Raw genomic sequence first — 22,140 nt, forward strand, 5'->3', positions numbered from 1 at the left:
CGACGCTGTGTGGTTGTCGGTCCTGCACGGTGGAGCGGCGCGCGGCGGACCGCGTGCTGCGCCCAGCGTACTGACTCCGGGGCGCCGCACCCTCCCGACGGAGCCGCGCACGGGTGCGACGTGCGCGACACCGGCCCCCGCCGGGACCTCGGGTCCGGCCGCGTGGCGGGCCGCCGTGGCAGGATCGCCCGCGATGCCCCGCACCGCCCCGCGCCTGCTGACGCGCCCCGTCCCGCGCCCCGCCGCGCGCCCCGGACCTGCCCGGTCCCGGCGCGTCCGCGCCCTGGCGGGCGTGCTGGCGCTCGGCACCGCCGCGCTGCTGTCGGGCTGCGGCCTGCGCCTCGAGACCGACCCGCCCGCCGAGCCCGCGCCGGACGCCGCGGAGCAGGTCCGGCGGGACGCCGTCGACGACGCCCTGGCCCTGGTCGACGCGGCCGGCGCCGCCACCTCGGGCGCCGACGAGGCCGTCGCCGTCGTCCTGGGCCTGGTCTCCTCGACGGCCGCGGACCAGGTGGCGGCCCTCGGCGGGGTGTACGAGTCGGGCCTCCCGGAGCCCGGGGGCGCGACGCAGCCGCCCACGCCGACGGCCACCGGCCCGGCCGCCGGCCCCGCCGACGTCCTGGCGCTGCTCGGCGACGCGGCCTCCGAGGCGCGCGCCGGAGCCCGGACGGCGGACGACCCGGGCCTGGCCCGGCTGCTCGCCGCTGTCGCCGCGTCCCGCGCCCAGCTGACGGACCGGCTCGCGGCCGCGCTCGGCACGGAGCCGCCCGTGGTCGACGCCGAACCTGAGGACGGCTTCACGACCGGCGGCGACGCGGACGGGTCGGGCTCGGGTGACGGGTCGGCGGCGCTGCCGTCGGCGTCCACGTCGGCCGGTGCGTCGGCCTCCCCGGAGCCGCCTGCGACGGGATCCTCCGACGCGCTCGGCGCGGACCTGGACCGCACCGACGCCCTCGCCCTCGTGCTCGCCGAGGACCAAGCCGGCTACGGGTTCGAGGTCGCCGCCGCCCGGCTCGCCGACGACGAGCGGGCGCGTGCCCGGTCCGCCGCCGAGGCCCACCGCGCCGCCGCGGCCGCCTGGGCGGAGGCCGTCGGCGTCGCGGGCACCGCCGAGGACCCCCGCCGCGTCGCCTACGAGCTGGACGGCGACGTGTCGACCGCCGAGGCCGTGCGGACCTTCGCGGCCGGGCTGCTGACCGACCTGGCTGCCGTCCACGCCGACGCGATGCTCGGCACGGGCGCGTCGACGGCCGACCGCACCGCCGCGGTCGACGGCCTGCGCACCTCGGCGGTCGCGGCGCTGGCGTGGGGTGCGACGCCCACCGCCCTGCCGGGCCTGCCGCCCACCGCCCCGACGCCGACGCCGACCGCGGGCTGACCCGCGCGCGGGTCGGCCGCACGCCTCCCCCGCAGTCGGGGTTGCCCTCGCCGCGGGGTCCGGCGGAACGCCGCGACGCGTGCGGCCCCGCCGGCGTCGAGGGGCGGGGCCGGTCGGGTCGGGTCCGCGCTCGCCCGGGACGGAGCGGGCCGGCCCGGGTCAGCGCGCCAGGAGCGCGTCCACCAGCTCCGCGACGCGGTCCGCCGCGTCCGCGACCGGCACCTGCTCGGCCTGCGGGCCGTCGGGGGTCGCGACGCGGGGCCGCACCTCCACGACCCCGTCCGCCAGGCCCCGTCCGACCACGACGGTGAGCGGCACCCCGAGCAGCTCGGCGTCGGCGAACTTCACGCCGGGCGAGACCTTGGGGCGGTCGTCGTACAGCACCTCGATGCCGCGCGAGTCGAGCGTGCGGGCGAGCGACTCCGCGGCCTCGAACACCGTGGCGTCCTTGCCGGTCGCGACGACGTGCACCAGCGCGGGCGCCACCTGGGCCGGCCACGCGAGGCCGCGGTCGTCGTGGTTGGCCTCCGCCAGCGCGGCGAGCACGCGGCTCACGCCGATGCCGTAGGAGCCCATCGTGACGACCTGGGACTTGCCGTTCTGGTCGAGCACGGTCAGCCCGAGCGCCTGGGCGTACTTGCGGCCCAGCGCGAAGATGTGGCCGATCTCGATGCCGCGGGCGAGCTCCAGCGGGCCGGAGCCGTCCGGGGCCGGGTCGCCGGCGCGGACCTCGGCGGCCTCCACCGTGCCGTCGGCCGTGAAGTCCCGCCCCGCGACGAGGTCGAACACGTGGCGACCCTGCTCGTTCGCGCCGGTGATCCACCGGGTGCCGGGCACGACACGCGGGTCGAGCAGGTACCGCACGGCGGTGCGGCCCTCGGCGTCGGCCGCCAGGCCCTCACGGTTCGGGCCGAGCACGGCCGGGCCGATGTAGCCCTTGACGAGCTCGGGGTGCGCGGCGAAGTCGGCCTCGACGGCCGGCTCGACCTCGGCCGGTGCGACCGCGGCCTCCAGGCGCTTGAGGTCGACCTCGCGGTCCCCGGGGAGCCCGACGACCAGCAGCTCGCGCTCCCCGGTCGGGTGCACGAGCGCGAGAACGACGTTCTTCAGCGTGTCCGCCCCGGTCCACGGCCGGTCCGGGCGGGGGAAGCGGGCGTTCGCGAGGGCGACGAGCGAGTCGATCGTCGGGGTGTCGGGGGTGTCCTCGACGTGCGCGGCGGGCGCGTCGTCCCACGGCACGGCGTCGGGCACGACGGTCGTGACGGCCTCGACGTTCGCCGCGTAGCCTCCGGGGGACCGCACGAAGGTGTCCTCGCCGATCGCCGTCGGGGTGAGGAACTCCTCGGAGCGGGAGCCACCCATCGCGCCCGATGTCGCGGCCACGGCCACGTACTCGAGGCCGAGGCGCGTGAAGACCCGCTCGTACGCGTCGCGCTGCGCCTGGTAGGACGCCTCGAGCCCGGCGTCGTCGACGTCGAACGAGTACGCGTCCTTCATGACGAACTCGCGCCCGCGGATCAGCCCGGCGCGCGGGCGGGCCTCGTCGCGGTACTTCGTCTGGATCTGGAACAGCGTGAGCGGCAGGTCCTTGTACGAGGAGTACAGGTCCTTGACCAGGAGCGTGAACATCTCCTCGTGCGTGGGCGCCAGCAGGTAGTCGGCCTCACGCCGGTCCTTCAGGCGGAAGATGTTCGGCCCGTACTCCGCCCACCGGCCCGTCGCCTCGTAGGGCTCCTTGGGCAGCAGCGCCGGGAAGTGCACCTCCTGCGCGCCGGCGGCGGCCATCTCCTCGCGCACGACCTGCTCGACCTTGCCCAGCACCCGCAGGCCCAGCGGCAGCCACGTGTAGATGCCGGGGGCGGCGCGGCGGATGTAGCCCGCGCGGACGAGCAGCCGGTGGCTGGCCACCTCCGCGTCGGCCGGGTCCTCGCGCAGGGTGCGGACGAAGAGCGTGGAGAGGCGAAGCAGCATGGGCCGCAGCCTAGTGGGAGCGGCAGGTGTCGGACGTCTGCGCCACCATGGGGTCATGCCGGAGCTCCCCGAGGTCGAGTCGCTGGCCGCGTTCCTGCGCGAGCGCGCCGTCGGGCGCACCGTCGCGGGCGTCGAGGTGGGGGCGATCAGCGCGCTGAAGACGTTCCGCCCCGCCCCGCAGGACCTCACGGGCGGGGAGGTCGTCTCCGCGGGGCGCCACGGCAAGTGGCTGGACCTCGGGATCCGCCCGCCCGCCGGCGGGGACGCGCTGCACCTGGTCTTCCACCTGGCCCGGGCGGGGTGGCTGCGCTGGTCCGAGTCGCTGCCGGCGACGCCGGTGCGCCCCGGGCGGTCGCCGCTCGCGCTGCGGGTGCGGCTGGACGACGGCTCGGGGTTCGACCTGACGGAGGCCGGCACCCGCAAGCGGCTCGCCGTGTCCGTGGTGACCGACCCGGCCGACGTCCCGCAGGTCGCCACGCTCGGGGTGGAGCCGCTGTCGCCGGAGTTCACGCCGGAGCGGCTCGCGGAGCTCATGGCCGCCCGCAACCAGCAGGTCAAGGGCCTCCTGCGCGACCAGGGCACGATCGCGGGGATCGGCAACGCCTACTCCGACGAGATCCTGCTGGTGGCGCGCACCAGCCCGTTCGCGCTGACGCGGTCGTTCGACACCGAGCGGGTCGCCCGGCTGCACGCCGCCACGGTCGGGGTGCTGCGGGAGGCCGTCGCCGCGTCCGCGGGCCGGCCGGCCGCGGAGCTCAAGGACGCCAAGCGCCGGGGCATGCGCGTGCACGGGCGCACGGGACTGCCCTGCCCCGGCTGGGACGGCGTGCCGTGCGGGGACACGGTCCACGAGGTGTCGTTCGCGGACTCCTCGCTCCAGTACTGCCCGACGTGCCAGACCGGCGGCACGCCGCTGGCCGACCGGCGGATGTCGCGGCTGCTGCGCTGAGCGGGCCGCTGACCCGGGCGCACCGCTGAGCCGGGCGGGCCCTCCGATCCGGGCGGGCCGCGGCGCCGCGAGGGCCGCCGCGCCGCCGTCGGTGGTCTTCACGCCTCGCGCACAGGATCCTGGCGGGGGCTGCACCCCGTGACCCACCGGTGCGCGCGCGGCGTCCCTAGCCTCGGAGGATGACCGCTGCCAGCCGCCGTACCGCCCGGCACACCCGTGCCGCCGCCCGGTCCGTCCGCCACGCCCGGCCGCCCCGCACCCGCGGGAGGGTCGCCCGCGTCGCCGGCGCGACCGCAGCGGCGGTCGCGCTCTCGGGCGTCTCCGGCGCCGCCGCGCTGTACGCCTCGGTGGACGCGGGGATCGAGCACGCGGACGTGGACGCGTTCCTGGCGGACGACCGGGCGGTCGAGGAGCCGCCGCCCGCCGACGGGTACGCCGGCCGGCCGCTCAGCATCCTCGTCATGGGCACCGACAGCCGGGACGGCGAGAACGCGGAGCTGGCGGGCGAGGTCGAGGGCATGAGGTCGGACACGACGATCCTCGTGCACCTCTCCGCCGACCGGACGCGGGTCGACCTGGTGTCCGTGCCCCGGGACTCGCTCGTCCGCATCCCGGCGTGCACGCTCGAGGACGGCAGCACGAGCAGACCGCGCGAGTCCGCGATGTTCAACGACGCGTTCATGATCGGGGCCGGCAGCACGGGCAACCTCGCCGCGGCCGCCGCGTGCACCCGCCGCACGTTCGAGGAGAACTCGGGCGTCCGCACCGACGAGAGCATCGTCGTGAAGATGGACGGCGTCCGGGACGTCGTGGACGCCCTCGGCGGGGTACCGATGGACCTGCCCGAGGCGATGGACTCCCCCAAGGCGGGCCTGCACGTCCCCGCCGGCCCGCAGACGTTCGACGGCACCACGACCCTGGCGTTCCTGCGCGCCCGTACGGGTACCGGCAACGGCCTGGAGCTCGGCTCCGACCTGGCACGCATCGAGCGGCAGCAGCAGCTCATCGACGCCCTGGCCGCCCAGGTGCAGTCCACCGACCTGCTGACCGACCCGGGCACGCTCATGCCGGTGCTCACCGCGGTGAGCCGGTCCCTGTCCGTGAGCGACGGCCTCGGTCTGCGGTCGCTCGCGGGCATCGCGCTGACGCTGCGCGACGTGGACCCCGCGACTCTCGCGCCGGTGACCGTGCCGGTCGCGGAGGCGCCGTCCGACCCCGACCGCGTGGTGTGGACGTCGGACGCCGACGCCCTCTGGGAGCGGCTGAACGCGGATCAGCCGCTCGCGGGCGAGCCGACCGGCGACGGGACCGACCCGGCGGGCGCGGCGGTCACGACGGCGCCCTGACGCCCCGCCGGCCCACGCCGGGCAGGCGCCTCAGAACAGCACCGTCGCGTACGTGCCGACCTGGCGGAAGCCGACGGCGCGGTACGCCGCGAGGGCTCGCTCGTTGTAGTGGTTCGCGTAGAGCGACACGGTGGGCGCCACGGCGCGGCGCGTCAGCGTGACCACGGCCGCCATGCCCGCCTCCGAGAGCCCCTCGCCGCGCCGCGCCGGGTCGACCCACACGCCCTGCACCTGCGCGACCCCGCCCGCGACCGCCCCGAGCTCCGCCTTGAACACCACCTGGGGACCGGACGCCCCGGACTCGATCCTCACGAACGACCGCCCCTCGCGGACCAGCGACCGCACCCGCGCCTCGTAGGCGCCGCCGGTGCCCGCGACCGGCGAGTACCCGACCTCCTCGGTGAACATCCGCACGCAGGCGGGCAGGACCAGGTCGTACTCCCCGGGCGTCGAGCGCCGCACCGCCGGATCGGGATCGACGGCGGGCGCGTGGTCGATGACCATCGACGGCTGGTCCGACCGGACCTCCCGGACGGCACCCCACGACGGCGCCAGCCGGTCCCAGAGCCCGAGCACGGCCGCCGCGTCCCCGACGACGGAGGAGCACCGCCGGCCCTGCGCACGCCCGAACGCCGCGAAGCCGTCGAGCGCGTCCTCCCGCACGGCCGCGTCCGGGACGACGGGCACGAGGTTCGCCCCCGCCCAGCACACGGCCGCGAGCCTCCCTCCGGCGTCGTAGCCCCAGAGCTGCCCGCCGACGCGCCGCAGCCCGTGCAGCGCGGCCTGCTCCAACCGCGTCGTGGCGAGCACCGCGGCGACCGGGTCCTGCGCGCAGACCGCGAGCGCCGCGGGTACGTCGGTGTCGTCGAGCAGGCGTGGCTCCCCCGCGTGGGCGGGCCCACCGCCGGCGGCCAGGTCCTCCTCGACGCCGCGCACCACGGATCAGCCGACCGTGACGACGGGCCCGCCGCTGCCGTCCTGCGCCGCGTCCATGCTCTCGGCGATCCGCATGGCCTCGTCGATGAGCGTCTCGACGATGGCGGACTCCGGCACGGTGCGCACCACCTCTCCGCGCACGAAGATCTGGCCCTTGCCGTTGCCCGACGCGACGCCGAGGTCCGCCTCGCGCGCCTCGCCCGGGCCGTTCACCACGCAGCCCATCACGGCGACGCGCAGCGGCACCTCCAGCCCCTCGAGCCCGGCGGTGACGCGCTCCGCGAGCGTGTACACGTCCACCTGCGCCCGCCCGCACGACGGGCACGAGACGATCTCCAGCTTGCGGGGCCGCAGGTTGAGCGACTGGAGGATCTGGATGCCGACCTTGACCTCCTCGACCGGCGGCGCGGACAGGGAGACGCGGATGGTGTCGCCGATGCCCTTGCTGAGCAGCGCCCCGAACGCCGTCGCCGACTTGATGGTGCCCTGGAACGCCGGGCCCGCCTCCGTGACCCCGAGGTGCAGCGGCCAGTCGCCGCGCTCGGAGAGCAGCTCGTAGGCGCGCACCATCACGACCGGGTCGTTGTGCTTCACCGAGATCTTGAAGTCGTGGAAGTCGTGCTCCTCGAACAGCGACGCCTCCCACACGGCCGACTCCACGAGGGCCTCCGGCGTCGCCTTGCCGTACTTCGCGAGCAGCCGCGGGTCGAGCGAGCCGGCGTTGACGCCGATGCGCAGGGAGACTCCGGCGTCCTGCGCGGCCCGGGCGATCTCCTTGACCTGGTCGTCGAACTTGCGGATGTTGCCCGGGTTGACGCGGACGGCGGCGCAGCCTGCGTCGATGGCCGCGAACACGTACCGCGGCTGGAAGTGGATGTCCGCGACCACGGGGATCTGCGACTTGCGGGCGATGGCCGGCAGGGCGTCGGCGTCGTCCTGGCTCGGCACCGCGACCCGCACGATGTCGCACCCGGCGGCGGTCAGCTCGGCGATCTGCTGGAGGGTGGCGTTGACGTCGGACGTCAGGGTCGTCGTCATCGACTGCACGCTGACGGGCGCGTCGCCGCCGACCTCGACCTTGCCGACGCGGATCTTCCGGGTGGGCCGCCGCGGGGCCAGCACGGGGGCGGGGGCCTCCGGCATGCCCAGGCTGATGGGGGTGCTCACCGCCTCATCATCGCACCGCGAGCCGTGCGTGCACCCGTACCGCGCCGGGGCGGCGACGCGCGTCAGCGCGTCAGCCCAGGGAGGCGGGGGCGACGACGTCGGCGTACGCGAGGAGCAGGCCCATGCCCCCGAGCAGGACGAAGACGGCGAGCGCGACCGGCTGCAGGCGCGCGGCGTCGGCGGGACGCGGGCGGGGCAGGTCCCGCACCCGGGCGACGGTGCGCTTGGTGCCCTCCCAGAGGGCGGCGGCCACGTGCCCGCCGTCGAGCGGGACCAGCGGGATGAGGTTGAAGACGAACAGCGCGATGTTGAGCGACGCGAGCAGGCTGAGCATCGCCGACACGCGCTCGGCCACGCCCACGCCCGGGGCGTCGCTCGACGCGACCTCGCCGGCGAGCCGGGCGATGCCCACGGGACCGAGCACCCCGCCGGAGTCGCGCTCCGCGCCGCCGAACGCGCTCTGCGCGATGCCCGCGAGGCTCACGGGGAGCGTCACGACGGCCTTGCCGGTCTGCCACACGGCGTCGGCGGTCAGGGTCACGACCTCGGACGCCGGCTGGCGCTGCAGCTCGGTGCCGGGGCTGACGCCGAGGAACCCGACGCTGCGGGTCACGGGCTCGCCGTCGTCGCCGGTGACCACCCGGCCGTCGTCCCCGACCACCGGGCGCTCGGCCACCACCGGCGTGACGGACAGCGTCACCCGCTCGCCGTCCCGCTCGACGACGACGGGCACCGCCTCGTCACCGGTGCCGCGGATGAGGCCGGACAGCTGGTCCCAGCTCGTGATGTCCACGCCGTCGTACGCGACGACCGTGTCCCCGGGGCGCAGGCCCGCGGCGGCGCCCGGCGCGGCGGGGTCGGACGGCGAGCACTCCGTGGCCGTCGAGTCGGCGGGGAGCACGCACTGGCTGACGGACGCCAGCGTGGTGCTCGCCCCGGACGTGCCGATGCCGATGAGCACCACCGCGAGCAGCACCACCGCGATGACGAGGTTCATCACGGGGCCGCCGAGCATGACGACGAGCTTCTTCGGGGTCGAGAGCCGGTAGAACGCGCGGTGGTCCTCCCCCGGCCGGATCTCCTCCGCACTGGCCTCGCGGGCGTCGGCGGCCATCCTGCTGAAGAACCCGCGCACCGGCGGGTTCCCCACGGCCTCGGGCGTCGGGTACATGCCGATCAGCCGGACGTAGCCGCCCAGCGGGACCGCCTTGACGCCGTACTCCGTCTCGCCCCGCGTGCGGGACCACAGCGTCGGGCCGAAGCCGACCATGTACTGGCTCACCCGCACGCCGAAGCGCTTGGCGGGCACCATGTGACCGACCTCGTGCAGGGCGATGGACACCAGGATGCCCACGACGAGCACGAGCACGCCGATCACGTAGGCCATGCGGCACGCTCCCGTTCAGCGGTGGTCGGTCGCCGGTCGGCGACGGTCGGACGACCCCACATCCTGCCCCCTCGACCTGGGTGCCGGCTGGACGTCGGTGGTGCTGCCTGCGGTGTCGTCGGCGGCGACCCGGTCCCGCCCCGAGCGCTTGGCGCGGTACATGAGGGCGTCCACGCGCTCGATGGCGGTCGAGGGATCCTCGCCCGGGCGCAGGGACGTCACGCCGAGGCTCGCCGTGACGTGCACGTCGGCGGCGCGCTGCACCGCCCCGGGGAGCAGCCCGCGCAGCCGCTCGGCCATCTCGCGGGCGTCCCCGAGGCCCATGCCGGGGGCGACGACGACGAACTCCTCGCCCCCGAGCCGGGCGACGAGGTCCCCCGACCGGACCTGCTGCTCGAGGGTGTGGGCCACGGCGACGAGCACCCGGTCGCCCACGGCGTGGCCCAGGGTGTCGTTGATGAGCTTGAACCGGTCGAGGTCCAGGTACACCAGGGCGACGTCCAGCCCGGACCCGACGACCCGTGCCTGGTACGCCAGCTCCTCCTCGAGCCGGCGGCGGTTCGCCGCGCCGGTCAGCGCGTCCCGGTACGCCATCTCGCGCATGCTCGCCGCCTCCGCGCTGGCGTGCTCCGCGACGAGGAACGCCCGGGTCGCGTGCTCCTTGGTGCGGGACAGCACCCAGACCATGGCCGCGAGCACCGCGAGGTACATCGCGTACCGCAGCAGGTCCACGCCGTGGGCGCCGCGCCGGCCGTCGTCGGGCCCGACGGCGAGCGCCACGATCCCCACCGCCGGCGTGGCGACCACCAGGACGCCGGCGTGCAGCACCGCGAACCGCGTCGGGTAGACGAGGAAGCCGATGACCACGAACAGCGCCAGCCCCATGAACGTGGTGGGGAACAACGCGTCCCACCCGCCGTGGTCCGCGCCGAGGCGGGCGGCCAGGACGCCGAGCCACAGCCCGTCGAAGGCGGACAGCACGAGCCGGGCGACGGGGATCGTCGTCCGCGGGCGGCGGAGCAGCACCCAGCCGAACGCGAGCACCACGACGAACAGCACCGGGGAGACCACCCGCAGCAGCGGGTCGTCCCACCGGGCCACGGCGACCGAGGCGATCGCGACCGCACCCGCGCCCAGGCACACCAGCAGCACGCGGCGGATCAGCCCGAGCGTCGGGTCGCCGGACCGGCGTGCCACGGGCAGGTCCCGCGGGGCGGGCGACGGTGCGGACATAGCGCTCTCCGGGGTGGTCAGGGTCGAGGCACGGTACCTCGCCCGCCCGCCCCGCGCCGGTGCCGCAGGGCGGGTTCACCCGCGGATCACCCGCCCGGCGATTCCGGCGCGTCGCGACCGGGCCGGCAGGAGGCGTCGCCGCGGGACGGGCGGAGCGCTTGCGCGGACCGTTCCCCGCGGGTGACCATCGGCGCCGTGACTCCCGGATCGCAGCCCGGGGCGGTGCCGCGGGGCACGTCCCGCCGGGCCCGCTCGACCCAGCCCGACCGGAGACCGCCGCACGACGGTGGCCGCCCGGCGGCGGTCCTGTGACGGGCGGCGGGCCCGAGGGCGGGGCGTCGCTCGCGTGGACGGCGGGGCGGGACCTCGCCGGGCTGTCGCTGTGGTTCGACCAGGTGTCCGCGGACGGGCCGCTGGACCAGCGCGACCCGCTCGACGGGGACACCACCGCCGACGTGGTCGTGGTCGGTGCGGGCCTGACGGGCCTGTGGACCGCGTACTACCTGCTGGAGGCCGACCCCGCGCTGGACGTCCTCGTGGTCGAGCAGGCCGTGGCGGGCTACGGCGCCAGCGGCCGCCACGGCGGCTGGTGCTCGGCGCGCTTCCCCGTACCCGCCGGCGTGATCGCCCGCCGGCACGGGGAGGACGCCGCGCGGTCCATGCGGTCGGCGATGCGGGACACCGTCGTCGAAGTGGGGGGCGTGGCCGCCGCCGAGGAGATCGACTGCGACTTCGCCTACGGGGGGGCGGTCACCCTGGCCCGCACCCCGGCGCAGCTCGAGCGTCTCACCGCCGGGGCCGACGACGCCGGCCGCTGGGGCGACGAGGTGGAGCTGCTCGGCCCGGCGGAGGTCGCCGAGCACGTCCGCGCCGACGACGTGCTCGGCGGCACGTGGACGCCGGACTGCGCGCGGGTGCAGCCAGCGCGGCTGGTCCGCGGCCTCGCGGACGTCGTGGCCGCCCGCGGCGCACGCCTCGTGGAGGGCACCCGCGCGCTGCGGATCTCCCCCCGCGCCGTCGTCACCGACCAGGGGACCGTCCGGGCGCGCCAGGTCGTGCGCGCCGTCGAGGCGTGGACGGCGACGCTGCCCGGCACGCGCCGCGTGCTCGCACCGCTGTACTCGCTCATGATCGCCACCGAGCCCCTGCCGACGAGCACGTGGGACCTCATGGGGCTGGAGCGCGGGCAGACGTTCGCCGACGCCCGGCACCTGCTCGTCCACGGGCAGCGCACGGCGGACGACCGGCTCGCGTTCGGGGGCCGCGGGGCCCCCTACCACTGGGGTTCGGCCGTCGACCCGGCGTTCGACCAGGACCCGCGGGTCACGCGGAGTCTCCGCGGCGCCCTGGTGGAGCTGTTCCCCGCCGTACGGGACGCGCGGACCACGCACGCCTGGGGCGGACCCCTCGGCGTGTCCCGCGACGGGCACCCGTCCGTCGGGCTCGCGGACGACGGCCTCGCCTGGGCGGGCGGCTACGGCGGCGACGGCGTCGCGACCGCCAACCTCGCCGGCCGGACCCTCGCGGACCTGCTCACCGGCACGGACTCGGCGCTGACCCGGCTGCCGTGGGTCGGGCACCGGTCACCGCCCTGGGGGCCGGAACCGGTGCGGTGGGCGGGCATCGCCGCCGGCCGGCGCGGGGCGGCAGTGGCGGACGCGGAGGAACGGCTCACCGGCCGGCCGAGCCGTCTGGCGCGCGCGCTGGTCCCGCTGCCGGGGGCCTGAGCGTCGCGCCGGGCGGTCCGGGCGCCACCGTCAGGCGGCTGCGACGCGCTCCCGGGCCCGGGCGCGCGCCCACGCCTCCGCCGCGTGCACGTCCGCGACCGAACCGGCAGGACCGCCCCCGTAGGCCGCGAGCACCTCCTCGACCACGGCGACCACGCCGAGGAACGGCAGCCTGCCGTCGAGGAACGCCGCGACGGCCTCCTCGTTCGCCGCGTTGTACACCGCCGGGTGCGTCCCTGACGCCGCGACCGCGCCCCGGGCGAGCGCCACCGCGCCGAACACGTCCTCGTCGAGCGGCTCGAACGTCCACGACCCCGCCCGGGTCCAGTCGCACGGCGTGGCGACGTCCGGCACGCGGTCCGGCCACGACAGGCCGAGGGCGATCGGCAGCCGCATGTCCGGCGGCGACGCCTGCGCGATCGTCGACCCGTCGGCGAACTCCACCATCGAGTGCACGACGGACTGCGGGTGCACCACCACCTGGATGTCCGCCACCGGGACGTCGAACAGCAGGTGCGCCTCGATCAGCTCCAGCCCCTTGTTGACCATGGTCGCGGAGTTGACCGTGACCACCGGCCCCATCGACCAGGTGGGGTGGGCCAGGGCGTCCGCCGGCGTCACGTCCGCGAGCTCCGCGCGGGACCGGCCGCGGAACGGTCCCCCGGAGGCGGTCAGCACCAGGCGCCGCACCTCGGACCGGGCGCCTCCCCGCAGGCACTGCGCGATCGCCGAGTGCTCGGAGTCGACCGGCACGACCTGCCCGGGGCGCTGCACCGCGGCGCGTACCAGCGGCCCGCCGGCCACCAGGGACTCCTTGTTCGCCAGCGCCAGCGTGCTGCCGGCCTCCAGGGCGGCGAGCGTCGGACCCAGGCCGACCGAGCCGGTGATCCCGTTGAGCACCACGTCCGCGCCACGGGCCGCGAGCTGCGTCGCCGCGTCCGGGCCGGTGAGCACCTCGACGCCCATCTGCCGCAGCCCCGCGTCGGCGGACGCGCGGACGAGCTCGGCGAACACCGCGCCCGCGGCGTCGGGGTCCGCCACCGCGACCGTCTGCGCCCCGAGCGCCACCGCCTGCCGGGCCAGCGCCACGGGGTCCGCCCCGCCGGCGCTGAGACCGGTCACCCGGAACCGGTCGGGGTTCCGGGTCACGACGTCGACGGCCTGGGTGCCGATCGAACCGGTGGAGCCGAGCAGGACGACGGTGCGCGCGTTCATCCGCACCATCCTGCCCGAGGCCGGGCTACTCCGCGGCGAGCAGCACGTCGACGGCGCGTTCGAAGAACGCGTCCACGGGTCCCTCGGCGTACGCCCTGCCGCCCTTCGCGCGCCGGAACACCGCCGAGCGCACCTCCTGCGCCGCCAGCGGGGTGTTGGTGTCGAAGTACGCGACCAGCCGGTGGCACAGCGCGTCGACGTCCTCGGCGAGGTACCCCGGCTGCCGGCCCTTCGGCGGGGAGAACCGCTCGCCGTCCGGCCGCGTGAGCCGGCCGTACAGCGTGCGCGCCTGCTCGGCGAGCTGCTCCAGCCACGCCTGCCGGCCGCGCTCCGCGATGAAGTCCGCGCGGGCGCGGGCGACGAACGCCGCCTCCAGCCGGTCGAGCGCCGCGTCGACCGCCGTCGTGGAGTAGCCGTGGCGCACCAGGTCGAACGCGACGGTGCGGACGTCCGTGCTGGACAGCGCGCCGGACGGCCCCTGCTCGTAGACGCTGCGGGCGTGCGCGAAGAAGTCGTCGACCTCCTCCGGGTGGTACCCGGTGCGCACGCCCGTCACCCGCCGGAACATGGTGCCGCCGCTCATCAGTCCTCCTCAGCCGCCAGCTGCCCGCACGCACCGTCGATGTCGGACCCGCGGGTGTCGCGGACGGTGGTGGGGATGCCGTGTGCGCGCAAGCGTGCCACGAACTCCTGCTCGACGGCAGGATCGCTCGCCGTCCACTTCGACCCCGGCGTGGGGTTCAGCGGGATCGGGTTGCAGTGCACCCAGCCGCGTCCCCGGCGGTTCAGCTCCGTGCCGAGCAGGTCCGCGCGCCACGCCTGGTCGTTGATGTCGCGCATGAGCGCGTACTCGATGGACACCCGCCGGCCCGTCGCCTGGAAGTACTCGAACGCGGCGTCGATGGTCTCCTTGACGCTCCACCGGGTGTTGATCGGCACCAGCTCGTTGCGCAGCTCGTCGTCCGGGGCGTGGAGCGACAGCGCCAGCGTCACCGGGATGCCCTCGCCCGCGAGCTTCCGCATCGCCGGCACGAGGCCGACCGTGGAGACCGTGATGTTGCGGGCCGACATGCCGAGGCCCTGCGGGACCGGCGCGGTCAGCCGGCGCACGGTCTCCATCACCGTCTTGTAGTTCGCGAGCGGCTCGCCCATGCCCATGAACACGACGTTCGACAGCCGCGTCGGGCCGCCCGGGACCTCCCCGGCCGCCAACGCCGCGGCGGCGTGCCGGACCTGCTCGACGACCTCGGCGGTCGACAGGTTGCGGGTGAGCCCGAGCTGACCGGTCGCGCAGAACGGGCACGCCATGCCGCAGCCCGCCTGGCTCGACACGCACAGCGTCGACCGGTGGGCGTACCGCATGAGCACCGACTCGACCTTCGCACCGTCGAACAGGTGCCACAGCGTCTTGACGGTCGTGCCGCCGTCGGCCTGCATGGTGCGCGCCGCGGTCAGCAGCGGCGGGAACAGCGCCTCGACCAGCTTGTCGCGGCTGGCGGCGGGCAGGTCCGTCATCGCCGCCGGGTCGGCCGTCAGGTGGCTGAAGTAGTGCGTCGCGAGCTGCTTGGCGCGCAGCGGCTTCTCCCCCAGCTCCGTCACGGCCGCGACCCGCTCCTCGGGCGTGAGGTCCACGAAGTGCTTCGGCGGCTTCCCGCGGGCGCCGCGCGTGGGCGCGGACAGGTTCAGTGCGACGGGTGTGGCGTTCATGGGTCCCCCCGGATCAGGCTGCGACGGGCTGGAGCGCCTCGAGCAGCAGGTACACGACGGGCGCCGCGAGCAGCATGGAGTCGATGCGGTCGAGGACGCCGCCGTGCCCCGGCAGCAGCGTCCCCATGTCCTTGAGCTCGAGGTCCCGCTTGATCATCGACTCGCCCAGGTCCCCGAGCGTGGCCACGGCGACCGTCGCCAGGCCCAGGAGCGCGCCCACGGCCGGATCGCCGTCGAACATCAGGTGCACGCCCAGCACGCCGACGACGCACGCCAGCACCACCGAGCCGAGCAGGCCCTCCCAGGTCTTCTTCGGGCTCACCGACGGCGCCAGCGGGTGCCGCCCGATCAGGACGCCGACGACGTACCCGCCGGTGTCGTTCGCGACGCACAGCAGGATGAACAGCGCGACCCGCAGGGGCCCGTCGTCCGCCGCGAGCATCAGCACGACGAAACCCGCCATGAGCGGCAGGTACGCCGCCGCGAACACGCCGGCTGTCGCGTCACGCACGGCCGCGGCGCCGCTGCCGTCCAGCACCCGCCAGACCACCAGCCCGCCGACGGTCAGCACGAACGCGACGAAGAGCGCCTCCATGCCCGCGACGTACGCCGACACGAGCACACCGACGTCACCGACCAGCAGCGGGAGCACCGGGATGTGCACGCCCCGCCGCGCGAACGCCTGCGCCAGCTCCCACAGCCCCGCCCCGACGGCGAGGACCGCGACGACGCCGAACACCTCCTTGCGGAGGAACAGCGACGCCGCGACGGCGACCAGCAGACCGAGGCCGACGGCGATGGCGACGGGCAGGTCCCGCCCGGCACGCGAGGTGCCGGGGGCGGGGGCGACGGCGGGTGGAGCGGACATCAGACCTCGAGCAGCTCCGACTCCTTGGAGGACAGGAGCTGGTCGACCAGGTCGACGTGCCGCCTCGTGACGGCCTCCAGCTCCTTCTCGGCGCGGACCACCTCGTCCTCGCCGGCCTCGCCGTCCTTCACCAGGCGGTCGAGCTCGTCCTTCGCGCGGCGGCGCACGTTGCGCACCGACACGCGGGCGTCCTCCGCCTTCGCCTTCGCGAGCTTCACGAACTCCTTGCGGCGCTCCTGCGTGAGCGCCGGCAGGGTCACCCGGATGACGTTGCCGTCGTTCGTCGGGTTGACGCCCAGGTCCGAGTCGCGCAGCGCCTTCTCGATCCCCTGCATCGACGACTTGTCGAACGGGGAGATGAGGATGGTGCGGGCCTCGGTCACGTTGAACGACGCCAGCTGCTGCAGCGGCGTCGGGCTGCCGTAGTAGTCGACGGTGATCTTGTTGAACATCGCCGCGTTCGCGCGCCCCGTGCGGATCGCGGCGAAGTCCTCCTTCGCGACCTCGACGGCCTTGTCCATCTTCTCCTCGGCCTCGAGGAGGATCTCGTCGATCACGGTTGCTCCTTCGGTTCAGGTCCTGCTGGCGGTGCGGGCGTGCGGGCGGCGTCCCGGGCTGCGGCCGGGTGGTCGCGCCGGCGCGGTCAGTCCTCGGTGACCAGGGTCCCGATCTTCTCACCCCGGAGCACGCGGGTGACGTTCCCCGGCGTCTCCAGCCCGAAGACGCGCATGCGCACGCCGTTGTCGCGGCACATCGACAGGGCGGTGGAGTCCATGACCCCGAGCTCCTGGACGATCGCCTCGGTGTAGGTCAGGTGGTCCAGGCGGACCGCGTCCGGGTCCGTGCGCGGGTCGGCCGAGTACACGCCGTCGACCCCGTTCTTGCCCATGAGCACCTCGTCGCAGTGCGTCTCGAGAGCCCGCTGCACGGAGACGGTGTCGGTGGAGAAGTACGGCATGCCGGCGCCGGCGCCGAAGATCACGACGCGCCCCTTCTCGAGGTGCCGGATGGCGCGCAGCGGGATGTACGGCTCGGCGACCTGGCCCATCGTGATGGCGGTCTGCACGCGCGTGTCGACGCCGGCCTGCTCCAAGAAGTCCTGCAGCGCCAGGCAGTTCATGACCGTGCCCAGCATGCCCATGTAGTCGGCGCGCGCCCGGTCCAGGCCGTTCTGGGCCAGCTCGGCGCCGCGGAAGAAGTTGCCGCCGCCGACGACGATCGCGACCTGGACGCCCTCGCGGACGGCCTCGGCGATCTCGGCCGCGATGCGGCGGACGACGCCGGCGTGCAGGCCGACGGACCCACCGCCGAAGGCCTCCCCCGACAGCTTGAGCAGGACCCGTCGGGCGTCGGTCTCGTTGGTCACGGGGAACCTCCAGTGTCTTCGACCGCGGTCGACGGGTGCGTCGGGTGGTGCTCGCGCCGGTGGCCCCGGCCCTGCCGGGCCGGGGCCACCGGGTGGTGCGTCGTCAGGCGCCGACGCGGAACCGCACGAAGCCGGTCACCGTGCCGCCGACCTCGGCGAGCACCTGGGCGACGGACTTCTTCGCGTCCTTCGCGAACGCCTGGTCCAGCAGGACGACGTCCTTGAAGTAGCCGTTCAGGCGGCCCTCGACGATCTTCGGCAGCGCGGCCTCGGGCTTGCCCTCGTTGCGGGCGGTCTCCTCGGCGATGCGGCGCTCGTTCTCGACCGTCTCGGCCGGGACCTCGTCGCGGGTCAGGTACGACGGCGAGAACGCGGCGATGTGCGTCGCGATGTCGCGCGCCACCTCGGCGCCCTTGGCGTCGGTCGCGACGAGCACGCCGACCTGCGGGGGGAGGTCCTTGTTCACCTTGTGCAGGTAGACCGTGACCTTCTCGCCGGCGACGCGGGCGACGCGGCGCACCACGACCTTCTCGCCGAGCACGGCGGCCGTCTCGTCGACGACCTCCTGCAGCGCCTTGCCCTCGGCGTCCGCCGCGAGCAGGGCGTCCGCGTCGCGCGCACCGGAGGCGACGGCGGTCGCGAGGACCTTCTCCGCCAGGGTGATGAACGTGGCGTTCTTCGCGACGAAGTCCGTCTCGGAGTTCACCTCGACGATCACGCCGACCTCGTCCTCGCCGTCACCGGCGGTGACGACCTGGGCGGCCACCAGGCCGTCGGAGGCCGAGCGGCCCTCGCGCTTGCTGACGCCCTTGAGGCCCTTGACGCGGATGATCTCGAGCGCCTTGTCGGCGTCGCCCTCCGCCTCCTCCAGGGCCTTCTTGACGTCCATCATGCCCGCGCCGGTCTTCTCGCGGAGCGCCTTGATGTCGGCCATCGAGTAGTTGGCCATGAGTTTCCCGTCCTTCTCGTCAGTACGTGTCGTCGGGCAGCCGGGTCACTCGGACTCGGCAGCGCCCTCGGACTCGGCAGCGGCGGTCTCGGTCGCGGCGGCCTCGGCGGCGGCCTCGACGGCCGGAGCGGCGTCCTGGCCCGGCGTGGCAGCGCCCTCGGCGGCACCGGCCTCGCCCGCGGGGGCCTCGTCGGCGGTCGCCTGCGTGGCGGCCAGCGACTCCTCGGCACCGGCCAGGAGCTCGCGCTCCCACTCGGCCAGCGGCTCGGCGTCGGCCGGGGCGGCCTCGGCGCCGCCGCCCTGACGGGCGGAGTGGCGCTGCAGCGTGCCCTCGGCGGCGGCGTCCGCGATCACGCGGGTGAGCAGCTGCACGGCGCGGATGGCGTCGTCGTTGCCCGGGATCGGGTAGTCGACGACGTCCGGGTCGCAGTTGGTGTCGAGGATCGCGACGATCGGGATGCCCAGCTTGCGGGCCTCGTCGACGGCCAGGTGCTCCTTGTTGGTGTCGACGATCCACACGGCGGACGGGGTCCGGGCCATGTCGCGGATGCCGCCCAGCGTCTTCGCGAGCTTGTCCTTCTCGCGACGCATGATGAGCAGCTCCTTCTTCGTGTACGCGCTGCCCGCGACGTCGTCGAAGTCGATGAGCTCGAGCTCCTTGAGGCGCTGCAGGCGCTTGTTCACCGTCTGGAAGTTGGTGAGCATGCCACCGAGCCAGCGCTGGTTCACGTACGGCATGCCGACGCGGGCGGCCTGCTCCGCGACCGGCTCCTGCGCCTGCTTCTTCGTGCCGACGAACAGGATGGTGCCGCCGTGCGCGACGGTCTCCTTGACGAAGTCGTACGCGCGGTCGATGTAGGACAGCGACTGCTGCAGGTCGACGATGTAGATGCCGTTGCGCTCGGTGAAGATGAAGCGCTTCATCTTGGGGTTCCAGCGGCGGGTCTGGTGCCCGAAGTGGACACCGCTCTCGAGCAGCTGGCGCATGGTCACGACGGCCATGACAGGTCCTTCCGACGCGCCCACGTCGGGGGCGCGCACACTGATCGCGGGCCAGCCGCGTGGCCGACCCGCTCGTCCGGTTGTCGACGCCTCCCGGGCGGGCGGCGTCCCTGGCGCCACGCCCACGCCGACGCCGGGACGAACCCGGACCGCTGCCGGCGTCGGCCCGCCGCACCCACCCGGGACCGTCGGACGGTCCGGGTGCGAGCGCCGGTGGTGACGCGCGATGTCGACCGGCACGCACCGGTCGCAGGAGGCAGTCTACCGGACGGGGGCGAGCCACCGGGACAGTCCGCGGCACGGCCGAGGTGCGCCCGTCGTGACGCGGTGGGACGGCCCGGCCGGCACCGGGGCACCGGCTCCTCCCCAGCACCGCGGCACGCGGCGCGTCCCCAGGTGAGCGGTCTCGACCGCGACGACGGCCCCGCGCGCACGGCACCGTCTCGGCATGCCGATGCGACTCCCGCCCCCCGGGCCACCCGCCGCCCTGCTCGCGCTGCTCGTGGCCGCCGCCACGCTCGCGACGACCGCGGTCGCCTCCCTGACGCCGGCTCCCGGCGAGCCGCCCCGCGGTCCGGGCGGGTGGTCGCCCCCCGTCGACCCGTTCGTCGTCCTCGAGGCGTTCGACGGCCCACCGCAACCGTGGGCCGCGGGACACCGGGGGGTCGACCTCCGGGCACCCGCCGGGACGCCGGTGCGCGCCCCGCGGGCGGGGACGGTCACGCACGCAGGGCTCGTCGTCGACCGGCCGGTGGTGACCGTCCGCCACGACGACGGCCTGCGCAGCTCGGTCGAGCCGGTCGCACCCGCGGTCGCGGCAGGGGCGCGCGTCGCCGCCGGCGAGGTGCTCGGGACCGTCGTCGACGGCGTCCGCTCGCACTGCGCCCCCGCGAGCTGCCTGCACTGGGGAGTCCGGGACGGTGAGACCTACCTGGACCCGCAGGCCCTGCTCACGGGCGGTCCTGTCGTCCTGCTCGCCGCTGCCCCCCGGCCGCCCGGGTCAGCCGCGGTCGGCCTCCGTGAGGCGGGCACGGAGACGCAGCATCGCCGCGGTGTGCATCTGCGAGATGCGCGACTCGGTCACGCCGAGCACCCGCCCGATCTCCGCGAGCGTCATGCCCTCGTAGTAGTACAGGACGAGGACGAGCTTCTCCCGCTCGCCGAGCTGGTCGATCGCGCGGGCCAGCAGGAACCTCGTCTCCTGCGCCTCGAACGAGCTCTCAGGGTCCGGCGTGCTGTCGTCACCGAGCGTGTCCAGCAGCGACAGCCGGTCACCCCGCTCCTCACCGGCACCCAGCAGCTCGTCGAGCGCCGCGACGTTCACCGTCGAGAGCTGCGTGAACAGGGCCCGCAGGTCCCGGATGTCCATGCCGAGACGAGCCGCGACCTCGCCCTCGGTGGGCACGCGGTGCAGCTCGCTCTCCAGCTCCGCGTAGGCGCGGTCGACAGCGCGGGCCTTCGTCCGGACCGACCGCGGGATCCAGTCCATGGCCCGCAGCTCGTCGATGATCGCGCCGCGGATCCGCGCGCCGGCGTACGTCTCGAACTTCACCGACCGGCCCGGCTCGTACTTCTCGATGGCGTCGATGAGCCCGAACATCCCGTAGGACACGAGGTCCGCGTGCTCGACCATCGCCGGCAGCCGCATCCCGACGCGCCCCGCCACGGCGGTCACGAGCGGCGCGTAGTGCAGGATGAGCCGCTCCCGCACGAGCCGGTCGCCGCCCGCCTTGAACAGGAGCCAGTCCTCCGCCACCGGGTCGACCGCCGGGGCGTCGAGGTCCTCGGGCGCAGCCGGGTCGTCCACCGCGGCGAGGCGCACCACGGCGACGTCGAGATCGGCGTCCAGGACGTCCGTGCTCCCGAGCACGTCGACCGCGTCCACGTCGGCGGGGGCGAGCACGAGCTCGCTCTCCACGCCGAGGCACTCCTCCAGCGCGTGCTGACGCGGGATGACGCCCAGCGGCGCCCAGGCGGCGCGGTCGGGCACCGCCACGGGGGCGGTGACCTCAGCAGGGACTGACATGCCTGTCTCCATCTCGGACGTCATGCGCGGGGGTGAGCCTGCTCGTACGACGCGCGGAGGCGGTCCGCGGTCACGTGGGTGTAGCGCTGCGTGGTCGCGAGGCTGGCGTGACCCAGCACCTCCTGGACGCTCCGGAGATCCGAACCGCCCTCCAGGAGGTGCGTCGCGACGGAGTGCCGGAGCGCGTGCGGGGCCACGTCGTCGACCTCCGCGAGTCGGGACACCGTGTGCACGGCCTGCCTGAGCTGTCGCTGGTCCGCCCGACCCCCGCGGCGTCCGAGCAGCAGCGCCGCGCCCGAGCCGTCGGTGGCGAGCGCCGGGCGACCCCGCGCGAGCCACGCCTCGGTGGCCTCGACCGCGGGCTCGCCGACAGGGACGACCCGCTGGCGGTCCCCCTTGCCGGTCACCCGCAGCGTCCGGGCCCCGAGGTCGAGGTCGTCGACGTCCGCTCGGCACAGCTCGCCCACCCGGGCGCCGGTCGCGTACATCAGCTCGAGCGCCGCCCAGTCCCGCAGGTGCACCGGGTCGCCGTCGTCCGCCCGCAGGCGCGCCGTGTCGAGCAGCGCCGCCGCGGCCCCCTGGTCCAGGACCGTCGGCAGGTGCGCCGCGGGGCGCGCGCTCGCCAGCCGCAGCGCGGGATCCGCGTCCACACGCCCGGTCCGCGCGGCCCACGCGAAGAACGTGCGCGCCGCTGCTCCTCGCCGTGCCAGCGTCGCGCGGCTGCGCCGGCTCGCGGCCATCGAGGCGAGCCAGCCACGGAGCACCGCGATGTCGACACCCGTCAGGCTGTCGGCGCCGTGCCGGCGGGCGTATCCGTCGAGGTCGGTCAGGTCGCCCAGGTACGCCCGCACCGTGTTCTCGGACAGACCACGCTGCGCCCGCAGATGCAGGGCGAATGCGTCGGCCACGGAGT

The 22,140-nt window shown here is 75.4% G+C and carries 19 protein-coding genes and 1 pseudogene; 5 read left to right on the top strand and 15 right to left on the bottom strand.

Annotation, left to right across the window (positions count from 1 at the left end):
- Positions 1 to 193 precede the first annotated feature (193 nt).
- On the top strand, positions 194 to 1,378 hold the full coding sequence (locus tag K5O09_RS11845) for a DUF4439 domain-containing protein (protein ID WP_222169735.1): 1,185 nt from the start codon (positions 194 to 196) through the stop codon (positions 1,376 to 1,378).
- Positions 1,379 to 1,537: 159 nt separating this feature from the next.
- On the opposite strand, the gene K5O09_RS11850 is transcribed toward K5O09_RS11845, so the two are convergent.
- The gene (locus K5O09_RS11850; RefSeq protein WP_222169736.1) at positions 1,538 to 3,349 is read right to left on the bottom strand and encodes a proline--tRNA ligase; all 1,812 of its coding nucleotides are present in this window, start codon (positions 3,347 to 3,349) and stop codon (positions 1,538 to 1,540) included.
- A gap of 55 nt (positions 3,350 to 3,404) precedes the next feature.
- Here K5O09_RS11850 and K5O09_RS11855 point away from each other — a divergent pair, with 55 nt between their 5' ends.
- Positions 3,405 to 4,298: an Fpg/Nei family DNA glycosylase gene (locus K5O09_RS11855; protein WP_222169737.1), complete on the top strand. Its 894-nt coding sequence runs from the start codon at positions 3,405 to 3,407 to the stop codon at positions 4,296 to 4,298.
- Between the two features lie 179 nt (positions 4,299 to 4,477).
- A complete protein-coding gene (locus K5O09_RS11860; RefSeq protein WP_222169738.1) occupies positions 4,478 to 5,644 on the top strand; it encodes an LCP family protein in 1,167 nt (388 codons plus the stop codon).
- 30 nt (positions 5,645 to 5,674) lie between these two features.
- Here K5O09_RS11860 and K5O09_RS11865 read toward each other — a convergent pair whose 3' ends face one another.
- The 4 genes from K5O09_RS11865 to K5O09_RS19435 all read right to left on the bottom strand — a co-directional run bounded on the left by K5O09_RS11865 (position 5,675) and on the right by K5O09_RS19435 (position 10,367).
- Entirely contained in the window at positions 5,675 to 6,580 is a 906-nt protein-coding gene (locus K5O09_RS11865; RefSeq protein WP_370635438.1) for a GNAT family N-acetyltransferase, read from the bottom strand.
- A 6-nt stretch (positions 6,581 to 6,586) separates the two neighbouring features.
- Positions 6,587 to 7,723 (bottom strand): flavodoxin-dependent (E)-4-hydroxy-3-methylbut-2-enyl-diphosphate synthase, encoded by a 1,137-nt coding sequence (gene ispG / locus K5O09_RS11870; RefSeq protein WP_222172757.1) that lies wholly within the window; start codon positions 7,721 to 7,723, stop codon positions 6,587 to 6,589.
- A 94-nt stretch (positions 7,724 to 7,817) separates the two neighbouring features.
- The gene (locus tag K5O09_RS11875) at positions 7,818 to 9,134 is read right to left on the bottom strand and encodes an RIP metalloprotease (protein WP_222169739.1); all 1,317 of its coding nucleotides are present in this window, start codon (positions 9,132 to 9,134) and stop codon (positions 7,818 to 7,820) included.
- A 15-nt stretch (positions 9,135 to 9,149) separates the two neighbouring features.
- A complete protein-coding gene (locus K5O09_RS19435) occupies positions 9,150 to 10,367 on the bottom strand; it encodes a diguanylate cyclase (RefSeq protein ID WP_222169740.1) in 1,218 nt (405 codons plus the stop codon).
- Between the two features lie 308 nt (positions 10,368 to 10,675).
- Here K5O09_RS19435 and K5O09_RS11885 point away from each other — a divergent pair, with 308 nt between their 5' ends.
- A complete protein-coding gene (locus K5O09_RS11885; RefSeq protein WP_222169741.1) occupies positions 10,676 to 12,094 on the top strand; it encodes an FAD-binding oxidoreductase in 1,419 nt (472 codons plus the stop codon).
- A gap of 30 nt (positions 12,095 to 12,124) precedes the next feature.
- On the opposite strand, the gene dxr is transcribed toward K5O09_RS11885, so the two are convergent.
- From dxr to rpsB, 8 genes are all read right to left on the bottom strand, one after another.
- Complete coding sequence (gene dxr / locus K5O09_RS11890; RefSeq protein ID WP_222169742.1) at positions 12,125 to 13,309, bottom strand: 1-deoxy-D-xylulose-5-phosphate reductoisomerase; 1,185 nt, start codon at positions 13,307 to 13,309, stop codon at positions 12,125 to 12,127.
- Between the two features lie 25 nt (positions 13,310 to 13,334).
- Positions 13,335 to 13,892 carry a DivIVA domain-containing protein gene (locus K5O09_RS11895; protein ID WP_222169743.1) on the bottom strand — a complete coding sequence of 186 codons (558 nt, stop codon included), beginning with the start codon at positions 13,890 to 13,892 and terminating at the stop codon, positions 13,335 to 13,337.
- On the bottom strand, positions 13,892 to 15,016 hold the full coding sequence (gene rlmN, locus K5O09_RS11900; RefSeq protein WP_222169744.1) for a 23S rRNA (adenine(2503)-C(2))-methyltransferase RlmN: 1,125 nt from the start codon (positions 15,014 to 15,016) through the stop codon (positions 13,892 to 13,894). The genes K5O09_RS11895 and rlmN overlap by 1 nt, the downstream gene beginning before the upstream one ends.
- A gap of 13 nt (positions 15,017 to 15,029) precedes the next feature.
- The gene (locus tag K5O09_RS11905; protein WP_222169745.1) at positions 15,030 to 15,884 is read right to left on the bottom strand and encodes a phosphatidate cytidylyltransferase; all 855 of its coding nucleotides are present in this window, start codon (positions 15,882 to 15,884) and stop codon (positions 15,030 to 15,032) included.
- Positions 15,884 to 16,441: a ribosome recycling factor gene (frr, locus tag K5O09_RS11910; protein WP_222169746.1), complete on the bottom strand. Its 558-nt coding sequence runs from the start codon at positions 16,439 to 16,441 to the stop codon at positions 15,884 to 15,886. The genes K5O09_RS11905 and frr overlap by 1 nt, the downstream gene beginning before the upstream one ends.
- Positions 16,442 to 16,527: 86 nt before the next feature.
- Entirely contained in the window at positions 16,528 to 17,250 is a 723-nt protein-coding gene (gene pyrH / locus K5O09_RS11915) for a UMP kinase (protein WP_222169747.1), read from the bottom strand.
- 103 nt (positions 17,251 to 17,353) lie between these two features.
- Positions 17,354 to 18,199, bottom strand: a complete 846-nt coding sequence (gene tsf, locus K5O09_RS11920) for a translation elongation factor Ts (RefSeq protein ID WP_222169748.1) — start codon at positions 18,197 to 18,199, stop codon at positions 17,354 to 17,356.
- A 45-nt stretch (positions 18,200 to 18,244) separates the two neighbouring features.
- The gene (rpsB, locus tag K5O09_RS11925; protein WP_222169749.1) at positions 18,245 to 19,201 is read right to left on the bottom strand and encodes a 30S ribosomal protein S2; all 957 of its coding nucleotides are present in this window, start codon (positions 19,199 to 19,201) and stop codon (positions 18,245 to 18,247) included.
- 454 nt (positions 19,202 to 19,655) lie between these two features.
- Here rpsB and K5O09_RS11930 point away from each other — a divergent pair.
- Positions 19,656 to 20,129: pseudogene (locus K5O09_RS11930) on the top strand (peptidoglycan DD-metalloendopeptidase family protein); the annotation flags it as partial.
- Between the two features lie 72 nt (positions 20,130 to 20,201).
- Here K5O09_RS11930 and whiG read toward each other — a convergent pair.
- Both whiG and K5O09_RS11940 read right to left on the bottom strand, forming a co-directional pair.
- Positions 20,202 to 21,227, bottom strand: a complete 1,026-nt coding sequence (gene whiG, locus K5O09_RS11935; RefSeq protein WP_222169750.1) for an RNA polymerase sigma factor WhiG — start codon at positions 21,225 to 21,227, stop codon at positions 20,202 to 20,204.
- A 20-nt stretch (positions 21,228 to 21,247) separates the two neighbouring features.
- Positions 21,248 to 22,135, bottom strand: coding sequence for a tyrosine recombinase XerC (locus K5O09_RS11940; RefSeq protein ID WP_370635439.1), 888 nt, complete (start codon positions 22,133 to 22,135; stop codon positions 21,248 to 21,250).
- Between the last annotated feature and the right edge of the window lie 5 nt (positions 22,136 to 22,140).

The organism is Cellulomonas sp. C5510, from assembly GCF_019797765.1.
Taxonomy (GTDB): Bacteria; Actinomycetota; Actinomycetes; order Actinomycetales; family Cellulomonadaceae; genus Cellulomonas.

What these genes read in the sequence shown, in the direction of transcription:
- K5O09_RS11845 (WP_222169735.1), top strand. Translation starts at nt 194, where the DNA reads ATGCCCCGCACCGCCCCGCGCCTGCTGACGCGCCCCGTCCCGCGCCCC.
- K5O09_RS11850 (WP_222169736.1), bottom strand. Translation starts at nt 3,349, where the DNA reads ATGCTGCTTCGCCTCTCCACGCTCTTCGTCCGCACCCTGCGCGAGGAC.
- K5O09_RS11855 (WP_222169737.1), top strand. Translation starts at nt 3,405, where the DNA reads ATGCCGGAGCTCCCCGAGGTCGAGTCGCTGGCCGCGTTCCTGCGCGAG.
- K5O09_RS11860 (WP_222169738.1), top strand. Translation starts at nt 4,478, where the DNA reads ATGACCGCTGCCAGCCGCCGTACCGCCCGGCACACCCGTGCCGCCGCC.
- ispG (WP_222172757.1), bottom strand. Translation starts at nt 7,723, where the DNA reads ATGCCGGAGGCCCCCGCCCCCGTGCTGGCCCCGCGGCGGCCCACCCGG.
- K5O09_RS11875 (WP_222169739.1), bottom strand. Translation starts at nt 9,134, where the DNA reads ATGGCCTACGTGATCGGCGTGCTCGTGCTCGTCGTGGGCATCCTGGTG.
- K5O09_RS19435 (WP_222169740.1), bottom strand. Translation starts at nt 10,367, where the DNA reads ATGTCCGCACCGTCGCCCGCCCCGCGGGACCTGCCCGTGGCACGCCGG.
- dxr (WP_222169742.1), bottom strand. Translation starts at nt 13,309, where the DNA reads ATGAACGCGCGCACCGTCGTCCTGCTCGGCTCCACCGGTTCGATCGGC.
- K5O09_RS11895 (WP_222169743.1), bottom strand. Translation starts at nt 13,892, where the DNA reads ATGAGCGGCGGCACCATGTTCCGGCGGGTGACGGGCGTGCGCACCGGG.
- rlmN (WP_222169744.1), bottom strand. Translation starts at nt 15,016, where the DNA reads ATGAACGCCACACCCGTCGCACTGAACCTGTCCGCGCCCACGCGCGGC.
- K5O09_RS11905 (WP_222169745.1), bottom strand. Translation starts at nt 15,884, where the DNA reads ATGTCCGCTCCACCCGCCGTCGCCCCCGCCCCCGGCACCTCGCGTGCC.
- tsf (WP_222169748.1), bottom strand. Translation starts at nt 18,199, where the DNA reads ATGGCCAACTACTCGATGGCCGACATCAAGGCGCTCCGCGAGAAGACC.
- rpsB (WP_222169749.1), bottom strand. Translation starts at nt 19,201, where the DNA reads ATGGCCGTCGTGACCATGCGCCAGCTGCTCGAGAGCGGTGTCCACTTC.
- whiG (WP_222169750.1), bottom strand. Translation starts at nt 21,227, where the DNA reads ATGTCAGTCCCTGCTGAGGTCACCGCCCCCGTGGCGGTGCCCGACCGC.